This window comes from Lunatimonas salinarum (assembly GCF_017811155.1).
In the GTDB taxonomy this organism is placed as follows: domain Bacteria; phylum Bacteroidota; class Bacteroidia; order Cytophagales; family Cyclobacteriaceae; genus Lunatimonas; species Lunatimonas salinarum.
The window spans coordinates 45,326-71,097 of record NZ_JACVCV010000004.1 but is presented as its reverse complement, the minus strand read 5'-3'; the positions used below and the strand labels follow the sequence as shown (position 1 = coordinate 71,097).

22 protein-coding genes are annotated in these 25,772 nt (G+C 46.0%); 14 read left to right on the top strand and 8 right to left on the bottom strand.

Going from position 1 to position 25,772, the window contains the following annotated elements; genetic code table 11:
* Positions 1–123 precede the first annotated feature (123 nt).
* The 6 genes from IAQ59_RS05865 (at position 124) to cysM (ending at position 4,072) form a co-directional block, all read left to right on the top strand.
* Positions 124–573, top strand: a complete 450-nt coding sequence (locus IAQ59_RS05865) for a carboxypeptidase-like regulatory domain-containing protein (RefSeq protein WP_209329871.1) — start codon at positions 124–126, stop codon at positions 571–573.
* Positions 567–1,334: a hypothetical protein gene (locus IAQ59_RS05860; protein WP_209329870.1), complete on the top strand. Its 768-nt coding sequence runs from the start codon at positions 567–569 to the stop codon at positions 1,332–1,334. The genes IAQ59_RS05865 and IAQ59_RS05860 overlap by 7 nt, the downstream gene beginning before the upstream one ends.
* 118 nt (positions 1,335–1,452) lie before the next feature.
* Positions 1,453–1,740: an FtsB family cell division protein gene (locus IAQ59_RS05855; RefSeq protein WP_209329869.1), complete on the top strand. Its 288-nt coding sequence runs from the start codon at positions 1,453–1,455 to the stop codon at positions 1,738–1,740.
* Complete coding sequence (locus tag IAQ59_RS05850; protein WP_209329868.1) at positions 1,721–2,296, top strand: hypothetical protein; 576 nt, start codon at positions 1,721–1,723, stop codon at positions 2,294–2,296. Before IAQ59_RS05855 ends, IAQ59_RS05850 begins: the two co-directional genes overlap by 20 nt.
* Before the next feature lie 28 nt (positions 2,297–2,324).
* Complete coding sequence (gene epsC / locus IAQ59_RS05845; RefSeq protein WP_209329867.1) at positions 2,325–3,158, top strand: serine O-acetyltransferase EpsC; 834 nt, start codon at positions 2,325–2,327, stop codon at positions 3,156–3,158.
* Between the two features lie 35 nt (positions 3,159–3,193).
* Complete coding sequence (gene cysM / locus IAQ59_RS05840; protein ID WP_209329866.1) at positions 3,194–4,072, top strand: cysteine synthase CysM; 879 nt, start codon at positions 3,194–3,196, stop codon at positions 4,070–4,072.
* A gap of 13 nt (positions 4,073–4,085) precedes the next feature.
* Here the strand turns inward: cysM and IAQ59_RS05835 are convergent, their stop codons facing one another.
* Positions 4,086–8,672, bottom strand: a complete 4,587-nt coding sequence (locus IAQ59_RS05835) for a LamG domain-containing protein (RefSeq protein WP_209329865.1) — start codon at positions 8,670–8,672, stop codon at positions 4,086–4,088.
* Positions 8,673–9,122: 450 nt separating this feature from the next.
* Between IAQ59_RS05835 and IAQ59_RS05830 the strand changes: the two genes are divergently transcribed.
* Positions 9,123–9,392, top strand: coding sequence for an SRPBCC family protein (locus tag IAQ59_RS05830; RefSeq protein ID WP_209329864.1), 270 nt, complete (start codon positions 9,123–9,125; stop codon positions 9,390–9,392).
* A 30-nt stretch (positions 9,393–9,422) separates the two neighbouring features.
* On the opposite strand, the gene IAQ59_RS05825 is transcribed toward IAQ59_RS05830, so the two are convergent.
* Positions 9,423–11,840, bottom strand: coding sequence for a glycoside hydrolase family 31 protein (locus tag IAQ59_RS05825; protein WP_209329863.1), 2,418 nt, complete (start codon positions 11,838–11,840; stop codon positions 9,423–9,425).
* Between the two features lie 620 nt (positions 11,841–12,460).
* Between IAQ59_RS05825 and IAQ59_RS05820 the strand changes: the two genes are divergently transcribed.
* Both IAQ59_RS05820 and IAQ59_RS05815 read left to right on the top strand, forming a co-directional pair.
* The gene (locus IAQ59_RS05820) at positions 12,461–13,777 is read left to right on the top strand and encodes a DUF6090 family protein (RefSeq protein WP_209329862.1); all 1,317 of its coding nucleotides are present in this window, start codon (positions 12,461–12,463) and stop codon (positions 13,775–13,777) included.
* 113 nt (positions 13,778–13,890) lie between these two features.
* Positions 13,891–14,412: an META domain-containing protein gene (locus tag IAQ59_RS05815; RefSeq protein WP_209329861.1), complete on the top strand. Its 522-nt coding sequence runs from the start codon at positions 13,891–13,893 to the stop codon at positions 14,410–14,412.
* A 103-nt stretch (positions 14,413–14,515) separates the two neighbouring features.
* Here IAQ59_RS05815 and IAQ59_RS05810 read toward each other — a convergent pair whose 3' ends face one another.
* The 3 genes from IAQ59_RS05810 to IAQ59_RS05800 all read right to left on the bottom strand — a co-directional run bounded on the left by IAQ59_RS05810 (position 14,516) and on the right by IAQ59_RS05800 (position 16,846).
* Entirely contained in the window at positions 14,516–15,211 is a 696-nt protein-coding gene (locus IAQ59_RS05810; RefSeq protein WP_209329860.1) for a DUF2490 domain-containing protein, read from the bottom strand.
* A gap of 3 nt (positions 15,212–15,214) precedes the next feature.
* Positions 15,215–15,796 carry a hypothetical protein gene (locus tag IAQ59_RS05805; protein WP_209329859.1) on the bottom strand — a complete coding sequence of 194 codons (582 nt, stop codon included), beginning with the start codon at positions 15,794–15,796 and terminating at the stop codon, positions 15,215–15,217.
* Between the two features lie 141 nt (positions 15,797–15,937).
* Positions 15,938–16,846 carry a universal stress protein gene (locus IAQ59_RS05800; protein ID WP_209329858.1) on the bottom strand — a complete coding sequence of 303 codons (909 nt, stop codon included), beginning with the start codon at positions 16,844–16,846 and terminating at the stop codon, positions 15,938–15,940.
* 462 nt (positions 16,847–17,308) lie between these two features.
* On the opposite strand from IAQ59_RS05800, the gene IAQ59_RS05795 reads away from it, so the two are divergent.
* Positions 17,309–17,869, top strand: coding sequence for a 2'-5' RNA ligase family protein (locus IAQ59_RS05795; RefSeq protein WP_209329857.1), 561 nt, complete (start codon positions 17,309–17,311; stop codon positions 17,867–17,869).
* A 6-nt stretch (positions 17,870–17,875) separates the two neighbouring features.
* Here IAQ59_RS05795 and IAQ59_RS05790 read toward each other — a convergent pair whose 3' ends face one another.
* A complete protein-coding gene (locus tag IAQ59_RS05790) occupies positions 17,876–18,364 on the bottom strand; it encodes a DUF6702 family protein (protein ID WP_209329856.1) in 489 nt (162 codons plus the stop codon).
* 91 nt (positions 18,365–18,455) lie between these two features.
* On the opposite strand from IAQ59_RS05790, the gene IAQ59_RS05785 reads away from it, so the two are divergent.
* Together IAQ59_RS05785 and IAQ59_RS05780 are read left to right on the top strand one after the other, a co-directional pair.
* Entirely contained in the window at positions 18,456–19,040 is a 585-nt protein-coding gene (locus IAQ59_RS05785; RefSeq protein WP_209329855.1) for a HupE/UreJ family protein, read from the top strand.
* Positions 19,041–19,269: 229 nt separating this feature from the next.
* A complete protein-coding gene (locus IAQ59_RS05780; protein WP_209329854.1) occupies positions 19,270–21,597 on the top strand; it encodes a M1 family metallopeptidase in 2,328 nt (775 codons plus the stop codon).
* A 450-nt stretch (positions 21,598–22,047) separates the two neighbouring features.
* Here the strand turns inward: IAQ59_RS05780 and IAQ59_RS05775 are convergent, their stop codons facing one another.
* Both IAQ59_RS05775 and IAQ59_RS05770 read right to left on the bottom strand, forming a co-directional pair.
* Positions 22,048–23,280 (bottom strand): ammonium transporter, encoded by a 1,233-nt coding sequence (locus tag IAQ59_RS05775; protein WP_209329853.1) that lies wholly within the window; start codon positions 23,278–23,280, stop codon positions 22,048–22,050.
* Between the two features lie 56 nt (positions 23,281–23,336).
* Complete coding sequence (locus IAQ59_RS05770) at positions 23,337–23,675, bottom strand: P-II family nitrogen regulator (RefSeq protein ID WP_209329852.1); 339 nt, start codon at positions 23,673–23,675, stop codon at positions 23,337–23,339.
* Between the two features lie 588 nt (positions 23,676–24,263).
* Between IAQ59_RS05770 and IAQ59_RS05765 the strand changes: the two genes are divergently transcribed.
* The gene (locus IAQ59_RS05765) at positions 24,264–25,163 is read left to right on the top strand and encodes a nucleotidyltransferase family protein (RefSeq protein ID WP_209329851.1); all 900 of its coding nucleotides are present in this window, start codon (positions 24,264–24,266) and stop codon (positions 25,161–25,163) included.
* A 183-nt stretch (positions 25,164–25,346) separates the two neighbouring features.
* Positions 25,347–25,763, top strand: a complete 417-nt coding sequence (locus tag IAQ59_RS05760) for a DoxX family protein (protein WP_209329850.1) — start codon at positions 25,347–25,349, stop codon at positions 25,761–25,763.
* Positions 25,764–25,772 lie beyond the last annotated feature (9 nt).

Genomic DNA, 25,772 nt, shown 5'->3' with positions numbered 1-25,772 from the left:
TTTATGGCGAAGGTGCATTTCAACAAGGAAGGATCTAACAGTTTAGCGGACAAACTACAACTTTCAATTTAACCTGCCGTAAAGTAGAAAGGGACGTACTAGATTCCTTTTTTCAATCAGGCTATGTTCAAACAGCTAGTAGCAGTATCATTTGCTTTTTTTCTATCGATTGGCAGCAACTTCGGAATTGCCCAGCAGGTATCTATTACAGGACGTATAGTTGATGGCACGACCAATGAGCCCCTTCCTTTTGCCTCCGTGTTCATCAACAATTCCATGCAAGGATCCGTAGCTGATCAAAATGGTCGGTTTGAACTGAAGGTGAATAAAGGTGTCTACGAGATTATTGTTTCCATGATGGGATATGACAGACTGGTTTACCAAGCTGATTTTACCTCCAACCCTCCAACATCCTTGTTTGAGCTTGCTCCGCTTGTTGTTGAATTGAATGAATTGGAAATAAAGGCGGAAAGAAGCAGAGAGTGGTATGAGAACTTGAAAACCTTTCAATTTTTTTCCTTGGGAGCAGCGAGAATGGGATCCGAAGTGAAATTCTTAACCCGGAAGTGCTGATCATAGACAGGCAAGAAAGTTCGCTAAAAGTCAAAAGTGTGGATTTTTTGGAAATTGAAAATCACGGATTAGGTCTACATATCAGGTACTTGTTATCATCCTTTCAATACGATATGGAAGAGGGGATTTTCCGCTATATGGGATATCCCAGTTATATGGAATTCGATGGAGGTAAAAGGTACAAACTCAATAGATGGGCAAAGGCAAGGAAAAGAGCGTATTTAGGTTCTTGGCTGCATTTTAAAAGAGCTCTCAGGGACGGTATAGTGAGTGAGGAAGGGTTTGAAGTGAGACGTATGGAATTGATTCCAAATCCGGACAGGCCGGATGATCAGATCATAGAAAAGGCTAAAAAACGTATGCAGGAAATACAGGAACTTCCGTATAGTTTGTTTAAAGATTCCCTTAATGCATTGATTGAGAAGGAGAAGCTACCTAAAACAATCGAGAAAGTGGAGGAGAACCTGTTGGCTTCCAATACCTACAGCCGTAACGTGGAGGGGGTCATCGAATTGGATTTTGAAAACTATCTTCAAATAACCTATAAACATGCCAAACTCCCCAAAGAATATGTGAAGAGCTTTCATAGTGGCTATCGTCCAGTTTCTGAAAATCCGGTTTCCAGCATCCACTTGATAGCCCCCCTCACCATCTACCCATCAGGTCAGGAATCGAATCCGTTGAACCTTCATTTATTCGGATATTGGGCATGGCAAAAAATGGCGGATTCACTTCCTATGGACTTTTCATTGGAGGATTAATCGTAAATCCCTATCGGCAGCTTCGCCGGAGGTGTCATGGGTTTGATGATTTTATTCTCTCCTTTTAACTCTTGGAATACCTTCATTGACTATATTTGTGTAAACATATAAGAAGGCGATGGGCAAATACCTGAAATACACCAAAAACTTCTACTTTATTTTTACCGTTTTATTTGTGGCTTGGATGGTCTTTATAGATACCAATGATATCGTAAGCCATATTAAGCTACGCGCAAAACTTCGCGATTTGGAACGGCAGAAGGAGTTTTACTTGGAGAGAAAAGAAAAGGTGCAGGCTGATCGGGAAGAATTGATGAGCAATTATGAACTTTTGGAGAAGTTTGCCCGTGAAAGGTATTTGATGAAACGAAAATCGGAAGACTTATATGTTATTATCGAAGAATAGCTTGGGAGGTGGTAAGCTGCTGTTTCTTGCCTTAAGCCTAACCCTATTGGCCGTCGTCCAGGTGTCTGCCCAGCGGGAGATTTACCCGGAGGACAACCCTCCCTTGTCAGAAAGAATGTACTTTGGAGGTAACCTCAGCCTTCAATTTGGGACAATCACATTTATAGATGTTTCTCCTTTGGCGGGAGTCATGATCACGGAGAAGTATTCCGCAGGCGTGGGTGCCACCTATCAATATTTCAACGATCGTTTTTTTAACTACAATTCCAACATTTATGGGGGCAGGATCTTTAACCGATATAATGTGTTGCCCCGGATTTTCGCGCACGCAGAGTATGAGACATTGAATCTGGAGGTAGCCAATCAGCTGCCCAATTCCAATGATATTGTGCTAACAAGAGATTGGGTTCCTGGATTTTTGGTCGGGGCCGGATATTTTTCACCGTTTGGCAATAGAGGAGGGATGAATTTTATGTTGCTTTATAATCTATTGCACGATAATTTAAGATCTCCCTACCGTGAACCTTATGTGGTAAGAGTGGGTTTTGTATTCTAAAGCTATTCTTTCTATCCCCCCCTTATATATGAAGTCGTTTATTGATCGCCTGCACCAGTCACACAACGATTGTCCGGGATGTCCATCGCCCAAGGTGATCAACCGTTTTTTCGAGGATATCCTTGGTATACTGTTTCCGGAACATGCCAACGAGGTGTTGAGGGAGCGAGGAACCCTTGAAATGAAGTACTTTGATCTCCAGGTGCAGTTAAAGCGTATCCTCGCACGAAATAGCCAGCTTCATTCCGGCGATGGAGAGGAGTTGGCTGTAACGTTTTTTGATTCCTTGGAGCAGGTTTATGACCTGCTGCTGGAGGATTTGGAAGCAATTTTTTCCGGTGATCCGGCGGCAAAGTCAAAAACAGAAATAATCCGCTGCTATCCGGGGTTCTATGCAGTGGCTGCTTATCGGATTGCCCACTTGCTGCATAAACTGGGGATATTTCTCATTCCTAGGATGATTACGGAATATGCGCATAGCCGAACGGGAGTGGAGATTCACCCTGGGGCGAAAATAGGCCGACACTTCTGCATAGATCACGGTACGGGGATAGTTATTGGCGAAACCACCGTAGTGGGCGACCATGTCAAAATCTACCAAGGCGTGACCCTCGGAGCACTGAGCGTAAACAAGGAGGATGCGGATAAAAAGCGGCATCCAACTATTGAAGATCATGTTGTCATCTATGCCGGTGCGACCATTTTAGGCGGTGACACGGTGGTTGGTAGGGAAAGTATCGTGGGGGGCAACGTATGGTTGACCAAGAGTATTCCTCCGAAAAGTAAGATATATTACCAGACCAAACTCTACGATGCCTCGTCCAATCTGACCGATCTCTACGTACTCAAGAAGGACGATTGAAGTGGCAATTTCGTATGGCCAAACAAAGTTACTGCATGAAATTAGTTGAGCTGATAGGCAATACACCGCTGATTGCCCTTGAAAATATCCCCGTTAATCCGGGTGTTAAGATTTTTTGTAAGCTGGAAGGTCAAAACCCTGGAGGGTCTGTCAAGGACCGAGCCGCTTACCACATGATTCGAAGAGCGATGGAGCGAGGAGAGATCCATAAGGGGTCTCGGTTGGTTGAAGCAACCAGTGGCAATACGGGCATTGCCCTTGCGATGGTGGCGAACCTACTTGGTGTAGAGATGACCCTGATCATGCCAGACAATTCCACCAAAGAGCGGGTACTTTCCATGGAGGCTTACGGAGCGAAGGTGATTCTTACTCCTGCCGAAAAAACGATCGAATATTCGAGAACCCTGGCAGAGGAGATGGCTGCAAATGAAGGGTTCCACATGCTCAACCAATTTGCCAACCCAGATAATTTCTGGGCACATTACCAAACCACAGGGCCAGAAATCTACAGAGATACTGAGGGAAAAGTCACGCACTTTGTATCTGCCATGGGTACCACCGGGACCATTATGGGGGTATCCCGTTACCTGAAGGAAAAGAATCCCAATATTCAGATTGTGGGAACCCAGCCTACGGATGGATCCAGCATTCCCGGCATACGACGCTGGTCTCCGGAGTTTTTACCCAAGATATTTGAGTCAGACCGGGTAGACCGAGTCGTGGACGTTAGCCAAGAACAAGCCACGGCTATGACACGGCGCATGGCCAAAGAAGAAGGTATCCTAGCTGGCATGAGCAGTGGCGGCGCCTTGTTTGCTGCATTAACGGTGGCAGCGGAATTGGAAGAAGGGGTGATTGTGTGTATCACGTGTGACCGGGGTGATCGGTACTTGAGTTCGGATCTTTTTGGATAGAAGGAAAGTCTAATCATCTCGGTGAGAAGACATGGTGGGTACTTGTTTGATTGTACCGGTTTATTTCACCTACGTACCTAACCGAACTAATCAGTCCCCATGCAGTCGCTGAAACGCCACTAATTAACGCTTTTGCAACAGGTTGAGCCACCCATGCCGTCAACTCCGGTACACAGGAGGAAAGGTTTGCTACAAATTTAAGGGTGCTATCTTCCTTGTCTGTTTCCGGCTGACTGACCTCTAGCGCGAAGACAGTGATAAAGAGGGCAACGTGAAGGCCTCCGAATAGGGTAGTCGACACCATTGAAAATTTATCAAAGAACTCTTTGCTAGTGGTTAGCTTATCAGAAGCCGTTATCGCTTCTAAAACCAATGGAAAAAACTGAACGGCCCAGATTGTTTCCTCTACGGCAGCGGGCGCGTCGTTCGGGTTGGTCTCCAGGTTAAACGAAGAGCCTATCGGAAACTGCGAAAGCTGAAACAAGGTGTTAAAACTGAGCCCGATTCGTTTTAGCTTGGCAGATGTAGCGGGCATGCTGTTTAGGTAAGTATTAAACACACCCGTAATGGCAACGAATCCTAGAAAGCACCCGCCCAAGCCCAATGAAGCTTTCTCCTGAGAGATCTGGGTTTGGGTACGCTCGTCCTGGTTTACAGGTATCACTGTTACTGCCGAGGAAATTAGAGTCCGGTACCGGTTTAGGTCTTCACCGTGAAAGGGCCCATGATCGGATCCCGTAGCGAGTTTATACAAAATGGTGGCCGGGATAGCTCCTACCAATGCACCAAAGCTGTAGAGGGTAAGTGTGGCTCCGGAGTCTTTCATGATGTAATGTTCGTATAGCCGGGTCACAAATGGGATATCAATCCGAGTTGCAAGGAGCTTATCGAGCTCAATTAGTAATTGTTCCAGCTGTGTGAAAAACCAGTCGATACCTGCAATCAGCATATCAAAAAGATTATCTGAGATAACTTCCAATAGATCTATCAACCGGTCCACGATCGTGGTTAAACTAAACTCGGTACCGGAGAACAGGTGTAGATTGGCCATGTCGCTGAGAATTTGATCCGATTTGCCCGGGTTGTTGTTATTGATTAAATTCAGCGCATCCTGTGCTTGACTGGGAGTTGTGGTTACATCTGTATCGTCGCTCATGTTTGCATCTTTGGCGTGATCGCTTGCCATATTTTGCATGTAGGAACCTTTGATACTGGTCCGCTGAGTAGGAGCGGTATTGTCATTCATGGACGACTTATGTTGCGCGGCATCGGATTTTAACTGCTCCAGCCACGTATGTGTGCTGACCTTGAGCCCTTTTGCCCAATTCAAGGTGGCAGTCTTGGTTCTCCCAAGTTTCCCCTGTGCGGCAATCATCGCCGATTTCAATAGCTGTTCGTTGAACCGTTGTGTTTCAAGGATATCGTCCCAGTCAAGAATCGCCTTTACAAAATTAATTGCGCCTTCTACCGTGGCTTCTACTTTTGCCAAAACGCCCTTCACAGCTTCGACGGCATGCTCTACGGTATGAATGGCGAAAGCTGTCACCGCATCGAAGGCATCGGTGATAAATACCACAGCCACCCGTACCGTCTCCTTGATTGTTTCATAAACGTGTTCTACCGTTTGCACTACAAAGCTGACCGCATCCCGGATTGCTGCGAAGAGGTCGAAGAAACTACGCGTACGGTTGGTTTCGTCTATCGCAGCTAGCAGGTCGGAATAGGAAGGGGTAGAATCAGACCGCTGCCGTTCATTGGTAATGCCCAGCAGCAGGCGGGTTAGGGGATCATTGACGATGAGGTTTTCTGTCAAGGCCATATTTCGCATCCGATTTGAACGGTGATTTTCCATTACCACAAAGGTTCCGTTTTCATCCTTTCCAAAACTCCAATCAGGCATTTCATTGACAGAAAGGGAGCGGCTGATGCTAGGTTGTCCTTGGTCCACCGCATATCCCGAAATCACATCGGTTTGCGGATTATAGGTGTCGGGAGAAGCGGTAGCATTTTCGTAGAGGCGGCGCATCGGTGGTGTGACAATTTCCCGAAGACGCTGTTCCACAGGTCGAACCACAGGCGTATTGCTCTGAGGTGTTTTTTCCGTTCCAACTCCCATAAAGTTCTGAATAGCCTTTGCTACATGAGATACAGAATCACGGTGCTCGGGCGTTACGATTGCTCTTGGCGCTTGGTCCGCGGCCATTTTGACTTTTTTGTTCAACAAATCGTCTTCGGTGACCTCTGCAAGCGCGTGATGGGCCTGCCTATCCGGGAACACCAGGAGTGCATGGTCCTGAAGCATGAAAGGAGCTGTAATGCGCAGCACGGGGGCTAGAAGGTCTTCCGCTGGCAGCGCAAAGGCGATCATTCCCTGTGCGTTTGTAGACATCACGTAGGGTTGATTGATAGCTATCGGGGTCGTGGCTGTTTTGCCGGAATCTTCCGTTAGGATGTTTGTATTTTGAAATGGATTATTGGGTTCGGCCTGAATACTAATCGACAAGTCAAGGTCAGGAAGTAGGGAGTCGTTTCCGTCGTGGGCGATTATTTGTATGCGGTATGAATTCCGCGGTGTAATTTGATCATCGTCAAAATGATAGTCTTCCATCAACGTAACTTGAGCAACGAGGTAAGGAGATCCAAGTGGTTCTAAGTCAATATCCGAAAGCTCGGTGAATTCAGGTTTGTTTACCGGAAAGGCATGTTGTTTAGTAGTCGAGGTATCTCTTCCGAGGGCATTTTCAAATGCCCAGCGACCCACCAGTCCTGCTTCGTTCCCGGTGAGGTAATGATACATCATGTGTCGTATTTCCCCTATCGCCAAGGTTCTGTTCCAGAAGCGAATCTCGGCAAAGCTGCCGTCTACGGCCGTAGCGCCATTACCGAAGGCACCAAACTGCAGTTGCAACAGGTTCCCTAATTGGACTAAACCATTAGAAACGCCCGATGCAGGTGAAAAAGTGCTTGTTCCGTCAAAATAGCCGCTTACTCCTGTCGTGGAGATAACGAACGCCAAATGATGCCATTCTGTTAACTCGGTGCCTGTGGTATCCATTACAAATTGGGTGTATTGGTCGTCTACCGCATTCTTAACGGATAGGACCAGTCGATCACCTTCTTTCGCCAAGGATACGTTGACCATTTCGTTGGTACCTAGACCACGAAAAAGGAAGCCGTCGGTATTTACCTGTGCCCAGAGCTCCAGCGTAAAATCCGACCCGGATAGATCGGTGTACGGTCGTGTTTGCATGCCACCCTTGTCCGGGCCAACGTGCAGCACTTCCCTCATTGCCAAGGAGGATTGTAAGGGGTACTTGACATCGTTTTCGAGCATGGGAAGAAAAACCCGATTGTTGCCATAGATTTCCTCGTCCACTTCAAAAGTACCAAGAGGCTGGTAGTCTGAAATGGTCGGGTCAGTGGCGTCAGGCACCACGCCCCGTGCAAATTCAGCAACTTCTTCGGCAGAGAGCGGCCGGGACCAAAAACGAAGGTCGATGAGATCGCCTGTAAATACGGAATCATCCGCATCTGAGGTTTGCTTCGCACCAAGTAGTAGCGGCTGGCTTAAGATCACACCGTCATTCATATAGCTACCAGGGGGATAGGGGCCCGGTTTTCCGTTAAGGTAGAAGGTGGTAGAATTGCCAACTGAATCTTCCACGATCGTTACATGGTTCCAATCGCCGGTGGCTGCTTGAATGCCAGATCCATAGCCGTTAAGCGTTAATCCGCTTGGATCTTCAAGTATCCATGGGGTCCCACCATCATTGGGATGGTCGGTGTTGGACACGTCGCCGTAGCTGATGAGCGTGCCGGAGGCTCCCGCTCTGCAACGGATCCAAAATGCCACACTACGATCTTTGATTGGGAAACGGGAATAGTTGCCGTTAAACATGATCACAGGATTATTATCTGTCCGGATATGCTCTTGGGCATGGAAGTAAGGCTGCACGGTGTCGAGCCAACGTCCAAGGCGCCGGTCATAGTGTAGGTCATCGAGGGGGAGATTTAGGTAGGGGGTAGTGTTTTCGGGCAGGTCTCCCAGTGCGTCTATGTTGATCGCGTCGGCGCCTAAGGCTTCCCTATATAGGTGCAGTTCACTCATGCAGCCCCGGGCTTCCTGAAGGTTTCCAAATTGCCCATCTTGGGATAAATCCGGAGCTTGATTGCCGATGTAAAGGGGACCCGAGGGGAGTAATCGCATCGGCTGGGGTTGGGTGGCGCTATTGAGGATTTCGAGCGTAATGGTGTCGATGAGCACCGCGTTGGCATAGCAGCTGATGGCATAGCCCGAAGGCGTGCTTTGAAGCGTAATGGCAAGGTGATGGGCTTCCTCCGTCCAAAACAACGGAAAGGCGCCAGTAGAAAAATAGTGACCGTTTCCGGCGAAGTTAAGGTCTATTCCGCCAGATTGAATGGAGATATCTAGGAAAGTCACCGTGTCATCGTAGATACTTCCGGTATCGTAATTTCCGTAAAAAAGCCGGGTGGGCTGGTGGGTCCACAGCGAAAAGGTACATGCTTCGGTGGGAAAATTATTAAGTTCGGAGACAAGAAAAACCTGGCCTCCTAGACCTGTGTTGGCTAATGTTTGCATGTGGTTGGAATTTGTTTGGTTAAAATGGTGTGGTGTATGAGAGTATTCGTTGACGAACCGATATTTTTGATTGGCTATGCGGCGCGTACTTGAGATTCCAGCTGTACAAATAAGAAGCGATTGGGGGAATCTTGGTTCTTAAACCAGGGGTACGAAAAACATGTACTACTCATACCCGTGTTTGATTCAAGATCCCTTCTGGAATTGATGGCAAATCAAATTTTGTATATCTATAAAAATACGATAAAAAAAATTATCGTGTGAAAAAATAAGGGAATAAATTGAAAATATTTTTTGCTCTATGGGTAAGGGTAAAGGGTTGTTAAGTTGTCCTACTTAAAATGGGCTTATCCAGACCGCTAATTCTTACCAAACAATTTCTACTATGCTTTTATCCATTATCTCGATATTAGGTAGTTTTTTCCGCTAGCTAACCGGTATTGTTACTTCATGCATTCTACCGAAAGGGTAAACGGTAAAACCACCGTTCAATTTGAAACCCATGAATCGCGTCTATTTACGGAAGGAAAAAAACTGGAGCCGCTAAAGAGGCTTTCCGGTAAATGGGTCATTGAGGAAAAGGGAAAATATGCTATCCTGAGTTATCATATCATATCCGTCCCCAACAGCGCGAGGCCCCGATGGATAGTAGATCCCATCGTGCGAAAAATTCTCTGGACCAATATGGAGTTGCTAAGGGCAACCGCAGAACAATCTTGAGCTGGCTTGGTTAGTAAATTCGTTGATCGGTCAATGAAGGATAATCGTAAGCTTATCTAAAGGATGCGGAATAGTCAGCGTTCGGGTATCCTCGCATTGATGGTATGGGTGTCGATTGTCTGGAAATGGGTCAAAATCGCTGATCCGATCCAAGAAAGAGATATCCTCTTTTTCTAACTTCTTCATAACCTCCCCTACGCTAGCTTGGGTTTCTGTAAATCCATGGAAATAAATCTTTACCGTATGGAACTTAGATTTGTAGTTGCCGCTGGACTCTTCAAAAATAAGCACTTTGTGGGAATGGTCAAATAGCAAGTTTCGTTTGAAATGGGCATTATTTCTATAGTCCAACGTGGTGCCGTCGTCCTCGTAGTGAAGATGGGTACTCGTTCCGGATCCACGGTATACATGCATACGGAGAATTCCGTCATGGGCTTCTCCGGTATGGGATACGGGTTCCTGCAGGGCTACGATACTCCCGGCTTTCACGAATACGGGTAGGTAGCTCAGTGGGCATTCCCAATAACACACCTGATTGCCCTCCATCGGTTGGGAATTGAAAAAATAGTACCATTTCCCTTCGGGCAGAAAGACCTTGGTGACGGGCCGAAAACTTTCGACCGGAACCACCAAAAATTTATCGCAAAACAGGTATTGATTATCGAATGGCCCTTGGAAAACCCGATCGTCAAAGGCGTAGTCAATGGCGAGGCTTTTCGCTACCGGGAGTCCGCTGGAGCAACTTTCTAGAAAGGCTGCGTAGATGGTAGGCAGTAGTTTGTAACGTAGCTTTATGTAGTTTTTTGCGATTTCCTCCACCTCTTCTCCAAAGGACCAAGGTTCCGAATCGTTGCTGTTGATCATGGAGTGCGCTCTGAATAGCGGAGAAAAGGCACCCAAACTAATCCATCTGGCGAATAGCTGCGGGTTGGTATTGCCTGCAAAACCCCCTACGTCGAATCCGGAAAAAGGTACACCGCTCAATCCCAGGCTATTCACCAATCGCATACCCGCAAGCATGTGCTCGTCCGAGGCTACGTTGTCTCCGGTCCAAACGGCTGCATACCGTTGGATACCGGCATATCCAGATCGTGAGAGCACAAAGGGTCTATTATTATCCGCATGTTTGAGAGATCCTTCCCGAGTACTTCGGGCCATCTGCATGCCGTATACATTTCGTGCCTTGCGGTGGCTGCATCGTTCCCCCTCAAAGTCAAACTCAATGATATTTGGCATGTGCTGGCCCCAAGTGGCAGGTTCGTTCATGTCTGTCCAGAAACCGTCTACTCCCAGGGAACTGTAAAAGGAGAGTTTGTTCGCCCACCACGCCCTCGCAGCAGGGTTGGTGAAATCGGGAAAGGCACACCAGCCCGGCCATACATGTCCTTCGTACGGTACTTGATCCGGATAGCGTAGAAAGAGCCCTTGCTCAATCCCTTCCACGTAGGGAGTGTAATCTGGGTCCTTATTAATTCCGGGATCCAGTATTACCACCACCTTAAATCCACGTTCCTTCAGACTTTTGATCATAGCGGCCGGATCGGGGAAGGTTTTGCCGTCAAAGGTAAACACCTTGTATTTTTCCATGTGGTGGATGTCCAAGTAGATCACGTCCGCAGGAATTTCTTTTTCGCGGAAGGTATCTGCCAATCGTAGTACCTCGCGATCCGGGTAATACGAATAACGGCATTGTTGGTAACCCAATGACCATAGGGGTGGCATCTCCATTCTGCCGGTAAGCTGGGTATAGGCCTGAATAATGGATGCCACGGAGTCGTCGTGGAAAAAATAATAGTCCAAGTCGCCATCGTCTGCGCTGAAATAGCTGAACCGGTTGTTACTGGCTCCAAAATTGAAGACCGATTTATGGGGGTTGTCGAAGAATATGCCATAGGCGTTTCCGCCGTTCAGTCCGATATAGAACGGGACTGAGAGGTATAAGGGGTCAGCATCAATGCCGTACCCGAAGCTGTCCGTATTCCAATTGGTGTAGGCTTTTCCCCAGCGGTTCAGCCCTCCGGTCTTTTCACCTAGCCCAATGAATTTTTCCCAAGGCTGCAGCTTTTTATAGCAGCTTACCTCAGTGCCCAGCCAATTGATACCGATGGCTGGATCGTCTTCACAGAGAACTTTCCCCTGAGGGATCGCAAAGGACAGCGAAAAGCATTCTCGGGAAATGGTTACGGTCATCTTCTTGGTAGATAGCCATAGGATGTCAGGCGAGGAGCGAAACTCAAACAAGCCAGCTACGGGTTTGGTGGTAACCGCATAGGGATTGGGTGAAAATGCCTCGTATCTACTCACCTGTACGCGGATGGTGTGGTCTGCATAGACCTGAATGGAAAAATAAGCCTCTTCGGTGTGCCCACTAATTCCGTAGGGTGTTACCTCCCAATTTCGGATGGGTCCCGGGGTGATGATGGTGTGTGGCTGCTGTAAGGGAGTCATGGCAGATGGCTGGGTTTACGTGTTGTTCGCGGTGCGTTCACAGGTACCAAGTTAACAAGTATACCGAAGGGAAAAAAGCAGCAACCTATGTTCCGGGTGTTTGACGTTGGAGCGAACAGGATTTGTCTGTCTGGTTAGTGGGTAAACGGGCTGATTTTCAGCGAAGAAACAGACTGGCAAAAATTGGTGGGTTTCATTCGGGGGGAGTCGGTTTTGGTGCGAATTATTGATGGGGCCAATTTTATTGAAAGTAATTTCAACAAACGTACTCTACCTTATGGTCTGGAGTCGTTTATTTATGACCTGCTTTTGGTGTATCGGTTACCGAAAGCGTCTATAGCCCGCTTGCAGAAAGCAAATCATAATGCCAATTTTGTTCGTTACTCCAATTTACAATTTGGACAAATCTCGTCAGCCTGTTTTTTTAAAAACGTCTCATTAGCAGCATATTGCAATTAATTTTCTATATTTAGCAGCAGCACCCAACAAAAGGGATATTTCCCCAGCCAATTTATGTAAACGAATCACCTTAGCATAATCTGCAGATGTAAATGTAGATCACATGCTGACCAGCGCTTCGATTTCCCTGCAGGTAGCCACCATCAGAAAAAAAGGAACCTATGATTAAATTCTTTCGAAAAATCCGCTTCGAGCTGCTGGAGGAAAATAAAATTGTGAAGTATCTGAAATATGCCGTGGGTGAGATTGTGCTGGTTGTCATTGGGATCTTAATTGCTATCCAAATCAATAATTCCAATCAAAAGCGCTTAAATGCAGAAGCATTGGAAGGCTATCTGAATAGTATAGCGAACAATGTTCAGAGCGATCTGAATAAGGCTGAAATGTATACCCAAAAACGCCTTGAACTTTTTCCCAGAATATCAGGCATGAGGAGGCGAATGTCTCCGGAATATCAGAAAATCATGTCGGAAGTTTATGGCGAAAACCTAACGGCAGACGCTCGCTACAGTGTCCAAAACCTCAGCTTTATGGCCCAGACCATCAACGAAGCTTGGAGCAGCATTTATCTGACTCCCAACCTCAGTGGATTTGAATCTTTAAAGAGCTCAGGCTTCCTCAGTCAGCTCCAAGGCACGGATTTGGAAAAACTGCTTTTCGACTACTATAATAAATTGGATGAGCTGATCCTTTTGGAGAATAATTATAATTCCGGTATTCAGCAATCTTCAGAAGAATTTATAAAAGCAGACCTTCCCGGCACCTATGCTTTTTTTAGCTCGGGTACGCGAGACTGGAGTACCGAACTGGGAGGACGTCTACCGGCTATGGTGGATGAAATTCTCGACCACCCAATCCTATTTCCTGTTTTTTTCTGGCCTTATGAACTCATCGTGAAATACGAAAACCTTCTAGTACGGGGGCACGCCTTACATGAAATGATTGTCACAGGTAAAAAAGCCTTTGACGAAGAAATCAATCAGCAGTTAGCGCAGATTTTTGATGAATACGGAGATGTTCCCTATCCTAAAATCATACGAAACGGATACAATACGCATTACTACAACAGTGCAGTGGCAAGCCCAAACAACAATCAAGGAGTTAATATGCAATTTCTAGGTAGCCATATCGCACTTCAGTTTTCCGCGGAACCCTGGGCAGCGGCTTACTGGTTTGTTGGAAATGGTGTCCCTGACTCAAATAGGGTGAAAGACTTTTCAAATTTCCAAACACTTCGGGTCAAACTTAGAGGAACAAAGGGAGGAGAACAAATAGCTATTGGCTTAAAAGACAGATCGGACCCAACGGATGGCAGCGAAACGAAAATTCCTTTGACCTTAACCAATGAATGGCATACGTATGATATACCGCTTGCTAGCTTTGCTCCTACTCGGTTAGAGGAGCTATTCATAGTAACTTCCATCATCGTAGAAAATCAGGCGTGTACCATCGAGGTCGAATCAATAGAATTTTTATAGACATTTTTTAGCCGTGATCAACTATCGGACAGACTGCTTCTTCAGCCGAAAACTTTCAGCCCACCAGGACATATTACGTTCATTACCCGTCCTAAGAATAAACAACGTTGATCATGAAGAATTTTCTTCTTGCTGGCGTAGTCCTAATGCTATTTTCGTGCGGGGAAGATCAAGCCGATCCGTACGTAGTGATACCCTATGAAGTGAAGTCGGTGCAAACCGATATTTTTCAATCCTGGGGATTCCTTTACTTTAGGGATCGGATAAGGAACACACGTGAGCACCCACCAGCGGATTTGGTTCGCTTCAGCAGCGAGGGGTTGTTTGGGCGCATTTGGGTTGCGTTTACAAGAGCCCCGTCGCCTTTAGCAGAAGATGATGGGATGTGGGCTTTTTACGGTGCCGGGCCGGTCAACGGCTTTGGCGGAGCGTATCAGCTGGATGAGGGAGAGGGTGAAATATGGTCAAGTGGTCGGATTGGCCAGACATTCGTTGGCTCCACAAGATCCATGATGGAATTTGAAAGGCGGTATTTTTCGGCACTTGCATCCATGCGTAGTTATTCCATTCACAACAACCTGCTTACCATTCGCTTTGGCGACCATTCCGAAGAAATGGTCTTTGCGTTATTGTAAGCCCCGGTTAATCCAAGTGGAAAGGAAATATGAATAGGGAGTTTGGTTGGATACTAAGAGTTTTTAGAAAAATGCTAACGGATCGACCAGCCCATGAATTAATCTAAAGGGACCAATACACACCAAATTTTAGCCAAAGTCTACTCCTGAACCGATCAGGAACTAGGTAGTCGTCTGTTCTGTAATCTAGTCCCACTTCGTATTTGGTGTTGTCGTCCACGTAAAATCCCAGTGAGGCAACCGACCGGTTTTCTATATCGTCTTCGCCCTCTTGAGTCATGTAGATCACCTCGTTGGACAGGGTTAGGTATTTTTCTCCGGGATCTAGCTGCCTGCCCTGTAGTGGGATCTGAACGGCGTACCTATATCGGATTCGTAGCAACACTGGTTCTTCGCTGAAAAATGTCTGATCTGTTCGGATTCGGTGTCCGATACGGAAAAAATTGGACCGTTGTAGAATGGCAACCTGTTGAATCGGCCTATGGGTATTTTCCCCTTCTTCCAATCTGTATTGGTAGCCCAAGTCTACTTTCACGAAGGGAGTTATCCGCCTGCCTACAAAAGTCTGCAAATCGGTTAGGGTATGGCTGTAGGCAAGTTCCCTGTTGAGGCGCTGCGCATCAAACATCCCATGTTGAGACTCAATTTTGTGGGTGACGTAATAAGTGTCTGAAAGATTGTAACTCAGTTGGGCCTCAGGAAACAAGCCGGATGTAAACAGATGGCGCTGCTGTGCTTGGGCCGATTGAAACGCCGCACAGATTAGAAATGCCCCTAAAAAAATCCAAAATTTGTTCATCCGTCAAAAATCCAATACATCGGTGGAACTTAATTCAACACTTCTTTTTTCTATCAGATTGCCCACGCTATCAAATTGACCCTCCCAAAGCGAGCTTACACCATTTACACGTCCTATGTATTCAATTTCATATTCCAAGTTCAATTCCGGTCCCACTTTGCCCTCGGAGATGAGGTTCCCAAGTGCTTTATCGCTTCCAGTATAGTGAATTTGCATCCGGTCAATCTTAAAGCCACTGTACTCGCTGTTTAAATACGCGAATAGGCGCTTGCGTACATCTTCCTCCAAGTCCCTGGTACGGATGAGGATTTCAATGTTTTGGATGTTTCCATTCGGCTGAAACTCCACACTATGCCAGCTTCCATTCCATTTGAGTTTAGCTTCATATACCTGCTTTTCGCCGTCGGTCTGGAAGTACCATTTCACCTTTCTCTGCCCTTGATAGGTTTTTGAAAGCCAGATTTTGGCACGTTCCGGAACCTCTGATAAAGGCACTGCCCGTTCGATCTCACGTTTTTGCCCAAAAGTGACCGAGGTGAGGGCAATCAGAAGGAATAGACCCATCGTAGACAGGATGTTTTTCATACCGGTTTTGGGTTTCGTTACCGCGGGATATGGTGCAATATTATAGGGAACGGGTTTGAACAGGTTCTTAGTTCGAGGAATGCGTTCTTTCAGTCAAAAAAAGGTAGGGAGATTTCCCTACCTTCTGTGAATTAGAATCATTTACAATTTTAACAGTGCCTGAAGAAAGCTCATGTTTTCTCCCTTTTTCTTTAGAATCAGTGTGGGGACTTCTGTATTCAGCTGAATGAGTTTTTCTGCGACGCTTCCAAGGAGCATGGCGGCGGAATGTGTTCTGCCTCGGCTTCCAATGATGACCATGTCGGCTCCAAGGGACTTACCGTAGTCGATGATGTAACGGGCCTCTGAATCCTTTTCCTGCAAGATGAAGTCACAAGGGAGGTTTCCAAACTGGTACTTTGCCATAAATTTTGCAAAGTCTTTTTTCGCATTGTCAAGCATGATCCCTTTAAAGTCTTCGTAGGATTTGCCTGTTTTTGAATAGCCCGCAGGTACCTCGTATAGGTGGCAGCAGGCCACAGACGCATGTATTTTTGTCGCTAGCTTCATCGCCAGGTCAACGGTGATGTGGCTGTAATCGGAAAAATCCAAGGGAACGAGGAGTTTGGAAGGGTGGTCGGTTCCAAAGCCCTCCGGGATGAACAATACCGACGTAGGTGCTTTTTGCGCAAGGTTCCTTGCCAAGGAGCCCGAACCTTCCAGTTGTTTTTTGCGGCCCATCACTAGGAGATCTACATCTTTTATCTTGCACCACCTCAACACGGTCTCCATCGGGCTGCCTTCTTTCACTAAGATTTCGTATTCGGAAGGATCAAACGAAAATTCGTTCAATTCGTGCTTGATTCCACGGACGATTGTTTCATCCACCGGAGCGAGGAGGTTGGGGTAATTCTTGGAAAGATCCTCAGGAATAGACAGGTCTTTGGACACATGGACAAAGTAGATTTTTTCTATGCCCAAAATGGGAGACCAAATTTTAATGTTGGACAGCAGGGTTTCATCCATTTTCGTGAGATCAAGCCCTACCATTACTTTAGCAAATTGTTTCATCTGTTTATAATTTGTTCTTAAGCGGTCAGATGGAATCTCGCACGTATTACAATCGTCCCTTCGTGTGTCGCTTGCGTCGTGCTCGATTTCATGTGTCTATAATTGTGTGTTTTAGCGGTCATAACTTGTCCCGATCAGAATCGGGGGAATCCTCGCCTTCCGGCAGGCAGGTCGGGTGCAGGAATAGTCGCCTAACAGTGTGTCGCTTGTGTCACGCCAGATTACATTTGGCTTCGTCGAAATTCTGTTTCAAGTTAAGCCATTGGGAATAACTTTTAAAATGATCCCCCATTTTTTCAGCTAAAAATTATTCGAACCCTATCTTTGCGGTTGTGAGGGAGGAGTTTTAATCGGGTTATCCAGCTGACCAAGCGCTCCTTTTTTATTCCACCTACTTCAGTTTGCGACAAAGTACGTTGAATTGTTATCAAATGAATGTTTTCGTAAACAGCGTGCGGTTTGATGGGGAAGAAAATGGAGAAATATTTTATCGCACTCGTTCCTGAGGGTCGGGTGCGGGAGCTTGCGGAAGACGTAAAGGCTGCACTTAACGAGCGTTTTGGGGTCAAATATGCCTTGAAATCCCCCGCGCATGTTACCGTTAAAATGCCTTTTCTATGGAAGGAAAGCAAGGAGGATGAGCTAAAGAGGATTTTAAGCCGTTTTGCGGCAAATCAGGAGCCTTTTCCGCTGCTGTTGAAGGGATTTGGACATTTTAGGCAACGGGTTATTTACATACACATCTGGCCGCAGCGGAGATTAGAGGAACTTCAGGCGGCATTGCAGGAACTAGCGAAAGGGAAGTTGAAGCTGGATTTGGAGCTGAGCGATCAAAGTTTCCGCCCACACATGACTGTCGCTTACAATGACCTTAAAAAGAGGGATTTTCAGGCCTGTTTTGATTTCGTACGCGATTTGGGATTTGATCAGCGTGTACAGATAGAGGATGTAGCCTTGCTTAAAAAGCGACATGGGAAGTGGGAGGTACTTACTCGCTTCCCACTTGGGGGACTGGAGGTGTAAGGTGCGTCAAAAGGTTATTTCGCCCTCGGGAATACTCTTGGAGGTGATTATGCTTTTCGGGCTTTTGTTCAAATAGAAGTTGACGATGTTTTGCTGAGTGGGGAAGTCATCGAAGAGAATCGTATTTTGGATGCGTACGGATTTGGGTAGGGGGATTTTTTCGGCTTCAAAGTAAAACCATGCTGCGTCATCGTCAAGTTCAAAGCCCAAGTAGCTGAGCTTGATTTCTGCACCATTGATCACCAAAAGATTGTGTGTAAGCAGGTATGTTTCTGCTAGTTTATTTAATGCCCTGCTGTCCCGAGGCTGTAGGAAATTTACCTTTTCATTGCTCTCCCGGCTGAGCGCTACTTCCAGGTCATCCCAGAAAATCTTCTGAGCGATCTCTATGCGCCCTTTCTCACTATTATACACCATATCGGTCAGGCTGATGTAGAATGGATGTGGGGCCACCCAAATCAGCAGGTAGTAGAGTGTAATCAAGAGATTGAACATGAATGGTTCGGTAAATTTGTTTAATATCTGAAATTAACCTTATTATTGCGACAAAGTTAACAAACGAATTCTAATTGATACCAGCGCATCGATGAACCAATTTCAACTGTATTTTAAATTAGGGGTTGAGCATATTTTGGATTTGGCAGGGTTTGACCACATCCTATTTGTCATCGTGTTGTGCGTGGTGTACCTGCTAAGGGATTGGAAGCGGATACTGATCTTGGTCACGGCGTTTACTATTGGCCATTCTCTTACCCTTGCATTGGCGACACTTCAAGTGATCAAGGTAAATGGCGACCTGGTCGAGTTTTTGATTCCACTTACCATCGCCATCACCAGTTTGACCAATATTTTCAAGCCCAAGCCGGCCGCAGGTCGTTCGGCTATGCAGCTCAACTATGTCTATGCGCTGTTTTTTGGTTTGATCCATGGGTTGGGGTTTTCAAACTATTTAAGGTCTTTGCTGGGAAGGGAAGTATCCATCTTTCAGCCGTTGTTGGCATTTAACCTGGGACTGGAAGTCGGTCAGCTAATTATTGTCGTTATTTTCCTTCTGATTGCTTCCCTCGCAGTCGGGATCATTGGAGTAAAACGCAAAGAATGGATATTGGTGGTTTCTGCAATTGTCTTGGGAATGTCCTTGATGATGATGCTGGAAACCAAGTATTGGTAACTGTTTCTGTATTTTATTACCCCCAAAGGGAATTCGTTCAGATAGCGTATCAGCGAGCCTAAGCGACTGCATGGCGTTTTATGCAAATTTAGATTTCATTTGAGGAACATTTTGCTGATTGGCTGGTTTATGAAGCATAATTTGATTATTTTGCGGGGTATATTTGTGCAAAATAGCTGTATCTGCGCGAAAATTCCTTTTTATTTTAACCTGTATTGGAGATTTAATTATGAAGAGAATTCTTACCCTTATGTTCGTCTTGCAGGGTTTTCTGTTTGACCTAGCTGCTCAGATAGACGAGCAGCGCCATGGCAACCGGTTTGAGCAGCTCGGCACCATGCTTCGGTCGCCCAATGTATATCGAAATGCAGCGGGAGCTCCAGGCCATTTATACTGGCAACAACAAGCAGATTATGAGATCGATGTGATCTTGGATGATGAAAATCAGTCCATTGCGGGAAGTGGGAAGGTGCGCTACAAAAATAACTCCCCGGATGCGCTGGATTACCTCTGGATTCAGTTAGACCAAAATCAGCGTGCTGCCAATTCGGAAACTCCCAAAATGGCCACCAATAGCATTAGTCCCCGCATGAATTTGAGGCAGCTACAGGGAATCCTGTGGCATGACGAGGACCTGGGATTTAAGATCCTTTCAGTTAAGAAGCCAAACGGAGAGGATATCCCGGTTACAATCAACTATACAATGATGCGATTGGATCTAGAGACGCCCTTGATGCCCGGACAGGATTATGAATTTGCGATCGAATGGTCTTACAATGTACACGATCGCATGGGGTTCTTAGGAGGCAGAGCGGGTTACGAGTATTTTGAAAAAGATGGCAATTACCTGTATACTGTTGCGGAGTGGTACCCACGAATGGCCGTTTATTCGGATTTCGAAGGTTGGCAGAATAAGCAATTTGCAGGTACAGGTGAATTTGCCCTCGTATTTGGGGACTATAAAGTGAACATTACCGTTCCCTCGGACCACATGGTAGGATCCACCGGAGTACTACAGAATCCAGAGGCAGTATTAAGTAGTACCGAGTTGGAGCGCTGGAATCTTGCAAAGTCAACCTATGACAAACCGATTGTCATTCGGACGCAGGCCGAGGCGGAAAAATTAGAAAAAGGTAGAGCAAAGGATACCAAGACCTGGGTTTTTCACGCTGAGAATGTGCGGGACTTTGCCTGGACTTCTTCCAGAAAGTTCATATGGGATGCCATGGCGGTCAAGTTGGGAGGAAAAGAGGTGATGGCCATGTCCTATTATGGAAAGGAAGCAAATCCGCTATGGGGGCAGTATTCCACTCGGGTGGTCGCACATACGCTGGAATCCTATTCTAAGCGGACGTTCGACTATCCCTATCCGGTCGCCATTTCGGTAGAGGCTACCAACGGTATGGAATACCCTATGATCTGCTTTAACTATGGGCGTCCCGATGACGATGGCACCTATTCAGACGCCATCAAGTATGGGATGATTTCCGTGATTATTCATGAAGTAGGCCACAATTTCTTCCCGATGATTGTCAATTCTGACGAGCGTCAGTGGACATGGATGGATGAAGGCTTAAATACCTTCATGCAGTTTTTGGCTGAGCAGGAATGGGACAGGGACTACCCCTCCCGCCGGGGGCCTGCGCATAAAATTGTGCCCTACATGAAGATGGATAAAAACCTCTTGGAGCCAATCATGACCAATTCGGAGAATATCTATTCCCTGGGAGGAAATGCCTATGCCAAGGCGGCTACAGCCCTGAATATCCTACGAGAGACGGTGATGGGGCGCGAATTGTTTGACTATGCCTTTAAGCAGTACTCTCAGCGCTGGATGTTTAAGCATCCCACGCCGGACGATTTCTTTCGTACGATGGAAGATGCCTCTGCCGTGGATTTGGACTGGTTCTGGAGAGGCTGGTTTTTTGGCACCGAGACGGTGGACATAGCTATAGAGGATGTGAAATGGTACACCATCGACTCTGGTAAGCCGGCTGAATTAAAGGCGAGGGAACGGGAAGCGTATGCGTTAGAGGAGGCCTATATTACGAGGGATCGAAATAAGGAGGACGTGGCGGAGACCATCGTGGAGAAGGATCCTGCTGCACGGGATTTCTATAACAGCTACGACCGGTTTCGGGTAGGGCCTGCGGACGAGAAGCAGTATCAGGATTTTCTGAAATCCCTCGATACCAAGGAAAGGGAGCTATTAAACGCCGGCTTAAATTTTTACGAAATCAAATTCAAAAACAACGGAGGATTGGTGATGCCCATCATCCTGCAATTCAATTATGTCGATGGAACCTCGGAGGTGGAGTACCTGCCGGCGCAGATTTGGCGCATGGATGAATACGAAATCACCAAGGTGTTTGGAAAGCAGAAGGAGGTGGCTGAAATTATCTTGGACCCCTTTCGAGAGACAGCTGATGTAGAGGAAGAAAATAATTACTGGCCGAGAAAGTTCGTGCCTTCCCGGTTTGAGTTGTTTAAAAGCAATATGGCACCGCGGGGAACCTCCCGAGGCGGCAACCCGATGCGGGACTCTCAGAGGAAGTAAGGATCTTGTAAATTTTTCAACAAGTTTGGCAAAAGAGGCTGTTTTCAATTTGGAGACAGCCCTTTTTTATGGTTCTATAGCATTTACTTTTAGAGGAACTTACTTGCTTTTTGGCAAAGGGAACGTCCTTGGACCTTGCATTTTCGCAAGAAAATAAATGCATTCAATTTTGATACAATTATTTAATAACTGTCTCTCTTTGGCGAGCGCTCGTAAAAAATTTGTTGAGTAATAAAGGAAGTGCGGCGTCTTTTAGTATGTCCTATCTGTAGATAGCTGACAATGGATTATGTAGGTGCATGTTATTGTTTGTTACTGAGAAACACCTACTAATCCGGCATCCAATTCCTGTTGTACGCTAACTAGTCGCTAGAAGAAGATTTTTCAGAAAAAAAAGGCACCTTTTGGGCGCCTTTCTTTACACATCAATCTAAATTCACACTTAATCCTTTATTCTTTTGTGGCAAAATCGGGGTAGGCATTCATGCCGTGTTCGTTGATATCTAGTCCTTCAACTTCTTCAGTTTCATCTACCCGTATGCCGATGGTTTTCTTCAATGTAAAGAAGAGAATAAAGGCAAAGGCGGTGCAGAATACTCCGATAGATACGATGCCAATCAATTGAGAGGTAAGCTGTCCAACTCCGGCCAGGTTTCCGAAAATACCAACTGCCAAGGTACCCCAAATGCCACATATCAAGTGGACAGAAATCGCACCCACAGGATCATCAATCTTAATTTTGTCAAACATGATTACCCCAAATACTACTAGGATACCACCTATAAATCCAATTACGGCAGATTCCCACACTGCCATTTGATCGGCACCTGCGGTAATACTCACCAGTCCGGCAAGGACGCCGTTCAAAACCATCGTAATATCATAGGCTTTGAATTTGGCGTAGGAGGCAAATAGCGCTCCAAAGGCACCCGCTGAGGCCGCAATCGCCGTGGTGACAAATACCAATGAGACATCACCCGGGGAGGCACTTAATACCGAACCTCCGTTGAATCCAAACCAGCCGAACCAAAGCAAAAATACGCCGAAAGTGGCAAGAGGCAGGTTATGCCCGGGAATAGCATTCATCTTTCCATCTTTGTACTTACCGATTCTTGGCCCAAGGAGGTAAGCACCGATCACGGCGCCCCAACCACCCACGGAGTGAACGATTGTGGATCCTGCAAAATCATAAAAAGGGGTAGACAAGGTATCAAGAAAGCCACCGCCCCATTTCCACATCCCTACGATGGGATAGCATATTCCTACATAAAGTAGGGAAAAGAAAAGGAATGGACCTAACTTGATGCGCTCGGCTACAGCACCCGAAACAATGGTAGCGGCCGTAGCGGCAAACATAGCCTGAAAAATAAAGTCGGTGAAAAAGGTATATCCCTCAGCATATTCGGACGTGTCCCAGCCATCTGGAAGGGCAAGTCCAAGACCGGCTAATCCAAAAAACCCTCCTTCGAAGGCATCTCCAGGGTACATAAGGTTAAATCCAATAAACGCATAAGTCAGAATACCCAATGCAGGAATAATGGTATTCTTAAAAAGGATGTTGACCGTATTTTTTGCTCTGGTCAGCCCGGCTTCCAGTGCGGCGAACCCCAAGTGCATGATGAATACCAAAATGGTGGCAACCATCATCCATAGGTTGTTTATGGTAAATAGTTCTTGGCTCATAACTCTTTTTGATCGTTTAGGTGAATAATTCGTTGTGGGTGATTTGTTGTTTTTGATTACAGGGCATCCTCGCCAGTGTCTGCATTTCGGATTCTAAAAGCCTTCTCTACGTCGTAGATGAAAATTTTGCCGTCTCCCACTTCGCCTGTTTTCCCTTCTTTTAGGATACACTCTATCACCGCATCCGCTAGATCATCGGGCACCACGATTTCTAATTTGGTACGGGGAATGAAGGTTGGTTCATACGCCACACCCCGATACTGCTGGGTTTTGGCATGTTGTAAACCCATACCTTTCACTTCAAAAAACGTCAGAAATTTTACCCCAAGACTGGATAGGCACTGATGGATTTCATCAAACTTGGATGTTCGGATAAGCGCTTCTATTTTTTTCATTTTGCTAATGGGATTTGGTTTTCGTTAATAAATCGGAGTGTAACCTAGATTATTTTTGACAAAAGTAAAAATTAAGGTTTAAAAAACAATCAAATTTGCTTGAAAAAATAAGCTTTAGTTGAAAAATAGATTCTCAAATAACCCCTATAAACCAAAATATACAGAGATAGGCTGTTGGAAGGTTTCTAAATTAACTCTTATACATTCGTTACATTATAGGGTATATTTTAAGAATGAGTGTTTAATTTCGTTTTTATATAGGTATTTGGAGCCTGAATTTCCAGCAATGGGAGCTTTTTTGATTATGGGAAGGTGTATTTTTGAAATACAGGATAGCAATGGTTCTCTTTTGGAGTAGTTGAGGCCTTCTTTTAATTTAAAAGGGGAGATGGGTAATGGTTTGATATCCCGATTTTTTGGGTTTTTAGATGCTGGTTGGGTATAATGCCTTATCTTTGCCGCTTGTAAATTACCTGGATTCTCTGAGGGGGTATCACCTTTCGGATCATTGCGGGCATTGTACTGTAGATCAAGAGGGACTGAGGTATTGAGAGAGTTCCGACGAAGAAAAAAGCAATTGTGAAACACATGAAACCAACACTTTTGATTTTGGCTGCCGGGATGGGCAGTAGGTATGGTGGAGACAAGCAGGTAGATGGCTTTGGCCCCCACAATGAGACCATACTAGAATACAGCATTTACGATGCAATTCAGGCAGGCTTTGGGAAGGTAGTGTTTATTGTTCGGAAGGAGATCCTTGCACTGGCCAAGTCCCTTTTTTTGGAAAAGCTGCAAAGTAAGGTGGAGGTTGACTTTGTGGTTCAATCCCTAGACAGCATGGTGCCGGAAGCATACCTAAACCCTGACCGCGTAAAGCCCTATGGTACAGCCCATGCGCTGTTGTGTGCCAAGGATGTTATTAGGGAGCCGTTTGCAGTGATCAATGCCGATGATTTTTACGGAAGGGAGGCATTTCAGGCCTTGGGGTCTTTTTTATCGGGTGAAGTTAGGCCGGATCTACATTGTATGGTAGGTTATGCGATTAAGAACGTGCTTTCAGACTATGGGACAGTCAGTCGGGGTGTCTGTGATTATAGCGCTGATGGGAACCTAAAAGGCATGGTCGAGCGGACCTCTATCAGCAGACGCGAGGATGGCAGCATTCTTCATGAAGCCAATGGAGAGCGCATTCAAATTGCGGAAGATACGCCGGTTTCTATGAACTGCTGGGGATTTCATCCCTCTGTATTTCATGAGACAGAGCGTTTATGGAGCGTTTTTTTGGAGACACAGGGAAGGGAGCTCAAGTCGGAGTTTTACATTCCTACCGTAGCCAATACCCTGATCCAAGAGGGCAAAGCAGCGGTACGAATCTTGGAAGGCGGTAAAACATGGTTTGGTGTGACGTACGCCGAGGATCGTCCGATCGTGATAGAGGCGCTTAAGCGGCTGCATGAAGCTGGAGTATATCCAGAAAAACTTTTCTAATTTGGACAGAATTGAAGTGGTTCCTTGGGTGGTGAAAAATAAACGCCTAAAGAGTGGCTGATTTTCAAAATAATTGAATAATTTTAAGAAAAATAGCAGTAACTCGGACTACCAAGAGACGTGTGACATACACGATTTTTGGTGCCCTATGCGGACACGAATCTTTGGAATGACCAATTGGACATGAAGCAACTTATATTCTCTAGTAGATCGTTTGGAACTGACATCGCATTGTTGATTTTGCGGGTGGGTGCATCTACGATGCTGCTCACCCACGGATGGGCAAAGATTACCAATTTTAGCGAACGGCTGAACACCTTTGCCGATCCCATTGGACTGGGATCGGCTCTTTCTCTTCAGTTGGTGATTTTTGCGGAATTTTTTTGTGCCATCCTCCTGATCCTTGGTTTCATGTCTCGTGTAGTTTTGATTCCATTGATCATTAATATGGTAATCATCACTTTTATCGTCCATGGTGAGGATCCTTTTAACCGGCAGGAGTTGCCGTTGATGTTTTTGGTCACGTTTGTAGTGCTGATGCTTGCGGGTCCGGGTAGGTTGTCGTTGGATGCTCAGATTCTTCGAAAGAGACGGTACTAAGTCTAATTA

Bases quoted from the DNA above. Each gene is read 5' to 3' on its own strand.
- IAQ59_RS05790 (WP_209329856.1), bottom strand. From the start codon at position 18,364: ATGTTCAATCTCTTGATTACACTCTACTACCTGCTGATTTGGGTGGCC.
- IAQ59_RS05770 (WP_209329852.1), bottom strand. From the start codon at position 23,675: ATGAAAAAAATAGAAGCGCTTATCCGAACATCCAAGTTTGATGAAATC.
- IAQ59_RS05820 (WP_209329862.1), top strand. From the start codon at position 12,461: ATGATTAAATTCTTTCGAAAAATCCGCTTCGAGCTGCTGGAGGAAAAT.
- IAQ59_RS05855 (WP_209329869.1), top strand. From the start codon at position 1,453: ATGGGCAAATACCTGAAATACACCAAAAACTTCTACTTTATTTTTACC.
- IAQ59_RS05775 (WP_209329853.1), bottom strand. From the start codon at position 23,280: ATGAGCCAAGAACTATTTACCATAAACAACCTATGGATGATGGTTGCC.
- IAQ59_RS05795 (WP_209329857.1), top strand. From the start codon at position 17,309: ATGGGGAAGAAAATGGAGAAATATTTTATCGCACTCGTTCCTGAGGGT.
- epsC (WP_209329867.1), top strand. From the start codon at position 2,325: ATGAAGTCGTTTATTGATCGCCTGCACCAGTCACACAACGATTGTCCG.
- IAQ59_RS05785 (WP_209329855.1), top strand. From the start codon at position 18,456: ATGAACCAATTTCAACTGTATTTTAAATTAGGGGTTGAGCATATTTTG.
- IAQ59_RS05760 (WP_209329850.1), top strand. From the start codon at position 25,347: ATGAAGCAACTTATATTCTCTAGTAGATCGTTTGGAACTGACATCGCA.
- IAQ59_RS05810 (WP_209329860.1), bottom strand. From the start codon at position 15,211: ATGAACAAATTTTGGATTTTTTTAGGGGCATTTCTAATCTGTGCGGCG.
- IAQ59_RS05850 (WP_209329868.1), top strand. From the start codon at position 1,721: ATGTTATTATCGAAGAATAGCTTGGGAGGTGGTAAGCTGCTGTTTCTT.
- IAQ59_RS05825 (WP_209329863.1), bottom strand. From the start codon at position 11,840: ATGACTCCCTTACAGCAGCCACACACCATCATCACCCCGGGACCCATC.
- IAQ59_RS05805 (WP_209329859.1), bottom strand. From the start codon at position 15,796: ATGAAAAACATCCTGTCTACGATGGGTCTATTCCTTCTGATTGCCCTC.
- IAQ59_RS05830 (WP_209329864.1), top strand. From the start codon at position 9,123: ATGCATTCTACCGAAAGGGTAAACGGTAAAACCACCGTTCAATTTGAA.
- IAQ59_RS05835 (WP_209329865.1), bottom strand. From the start codon at position 8,672: ATGCAAACATTAGCCAACACAGGTCTAGGAGGCCAGGTTTTTCTTGTC.
- IAQ59_RS05815 (WP_209329861.1), top strand. From the start codon at position 13,891: ATGAAGAATTTTCTTCTTGCTGGCGTAGTCCTAATGCTATTTTCGTGC.
- IAQ59_RS05780 (WP_209329854.1), top strand. From the start codon at position 19,270: ATGAAGAGAATTCTTACCCTTATGTTCGTCTTGCAGGGTTTTCTGTTT.
- IAQ59_RS05865 (WP_209329871.1), top strand. From the start codon at position 124: ATGTTCAAACAGCTAGTAGCAGTATCATTTGCTTTTTTTCTATCGATT.
- IAQ59_RS05800 (WP_209329858.1), bottom strand. From the start codon at position 16,846: ATGAAACAATTTGCTAAAGTAATGGTAGGGCTTGATCTCACGAAAATG.
- IAQ59_RS05765 (WP_209329851.1), top strand. From the start codon at position 24,264: ATGAAACCAACACTTTTGATTTTGGCTGCCGGGATGGGCAGTAGGTAT.
- cysM (WP_209329866.1), top strand. From the start codon at position 3,194: ATGAAATTAGTTGAGCTGATAGGCAATACACCGCTGATTGCCCTTGAA.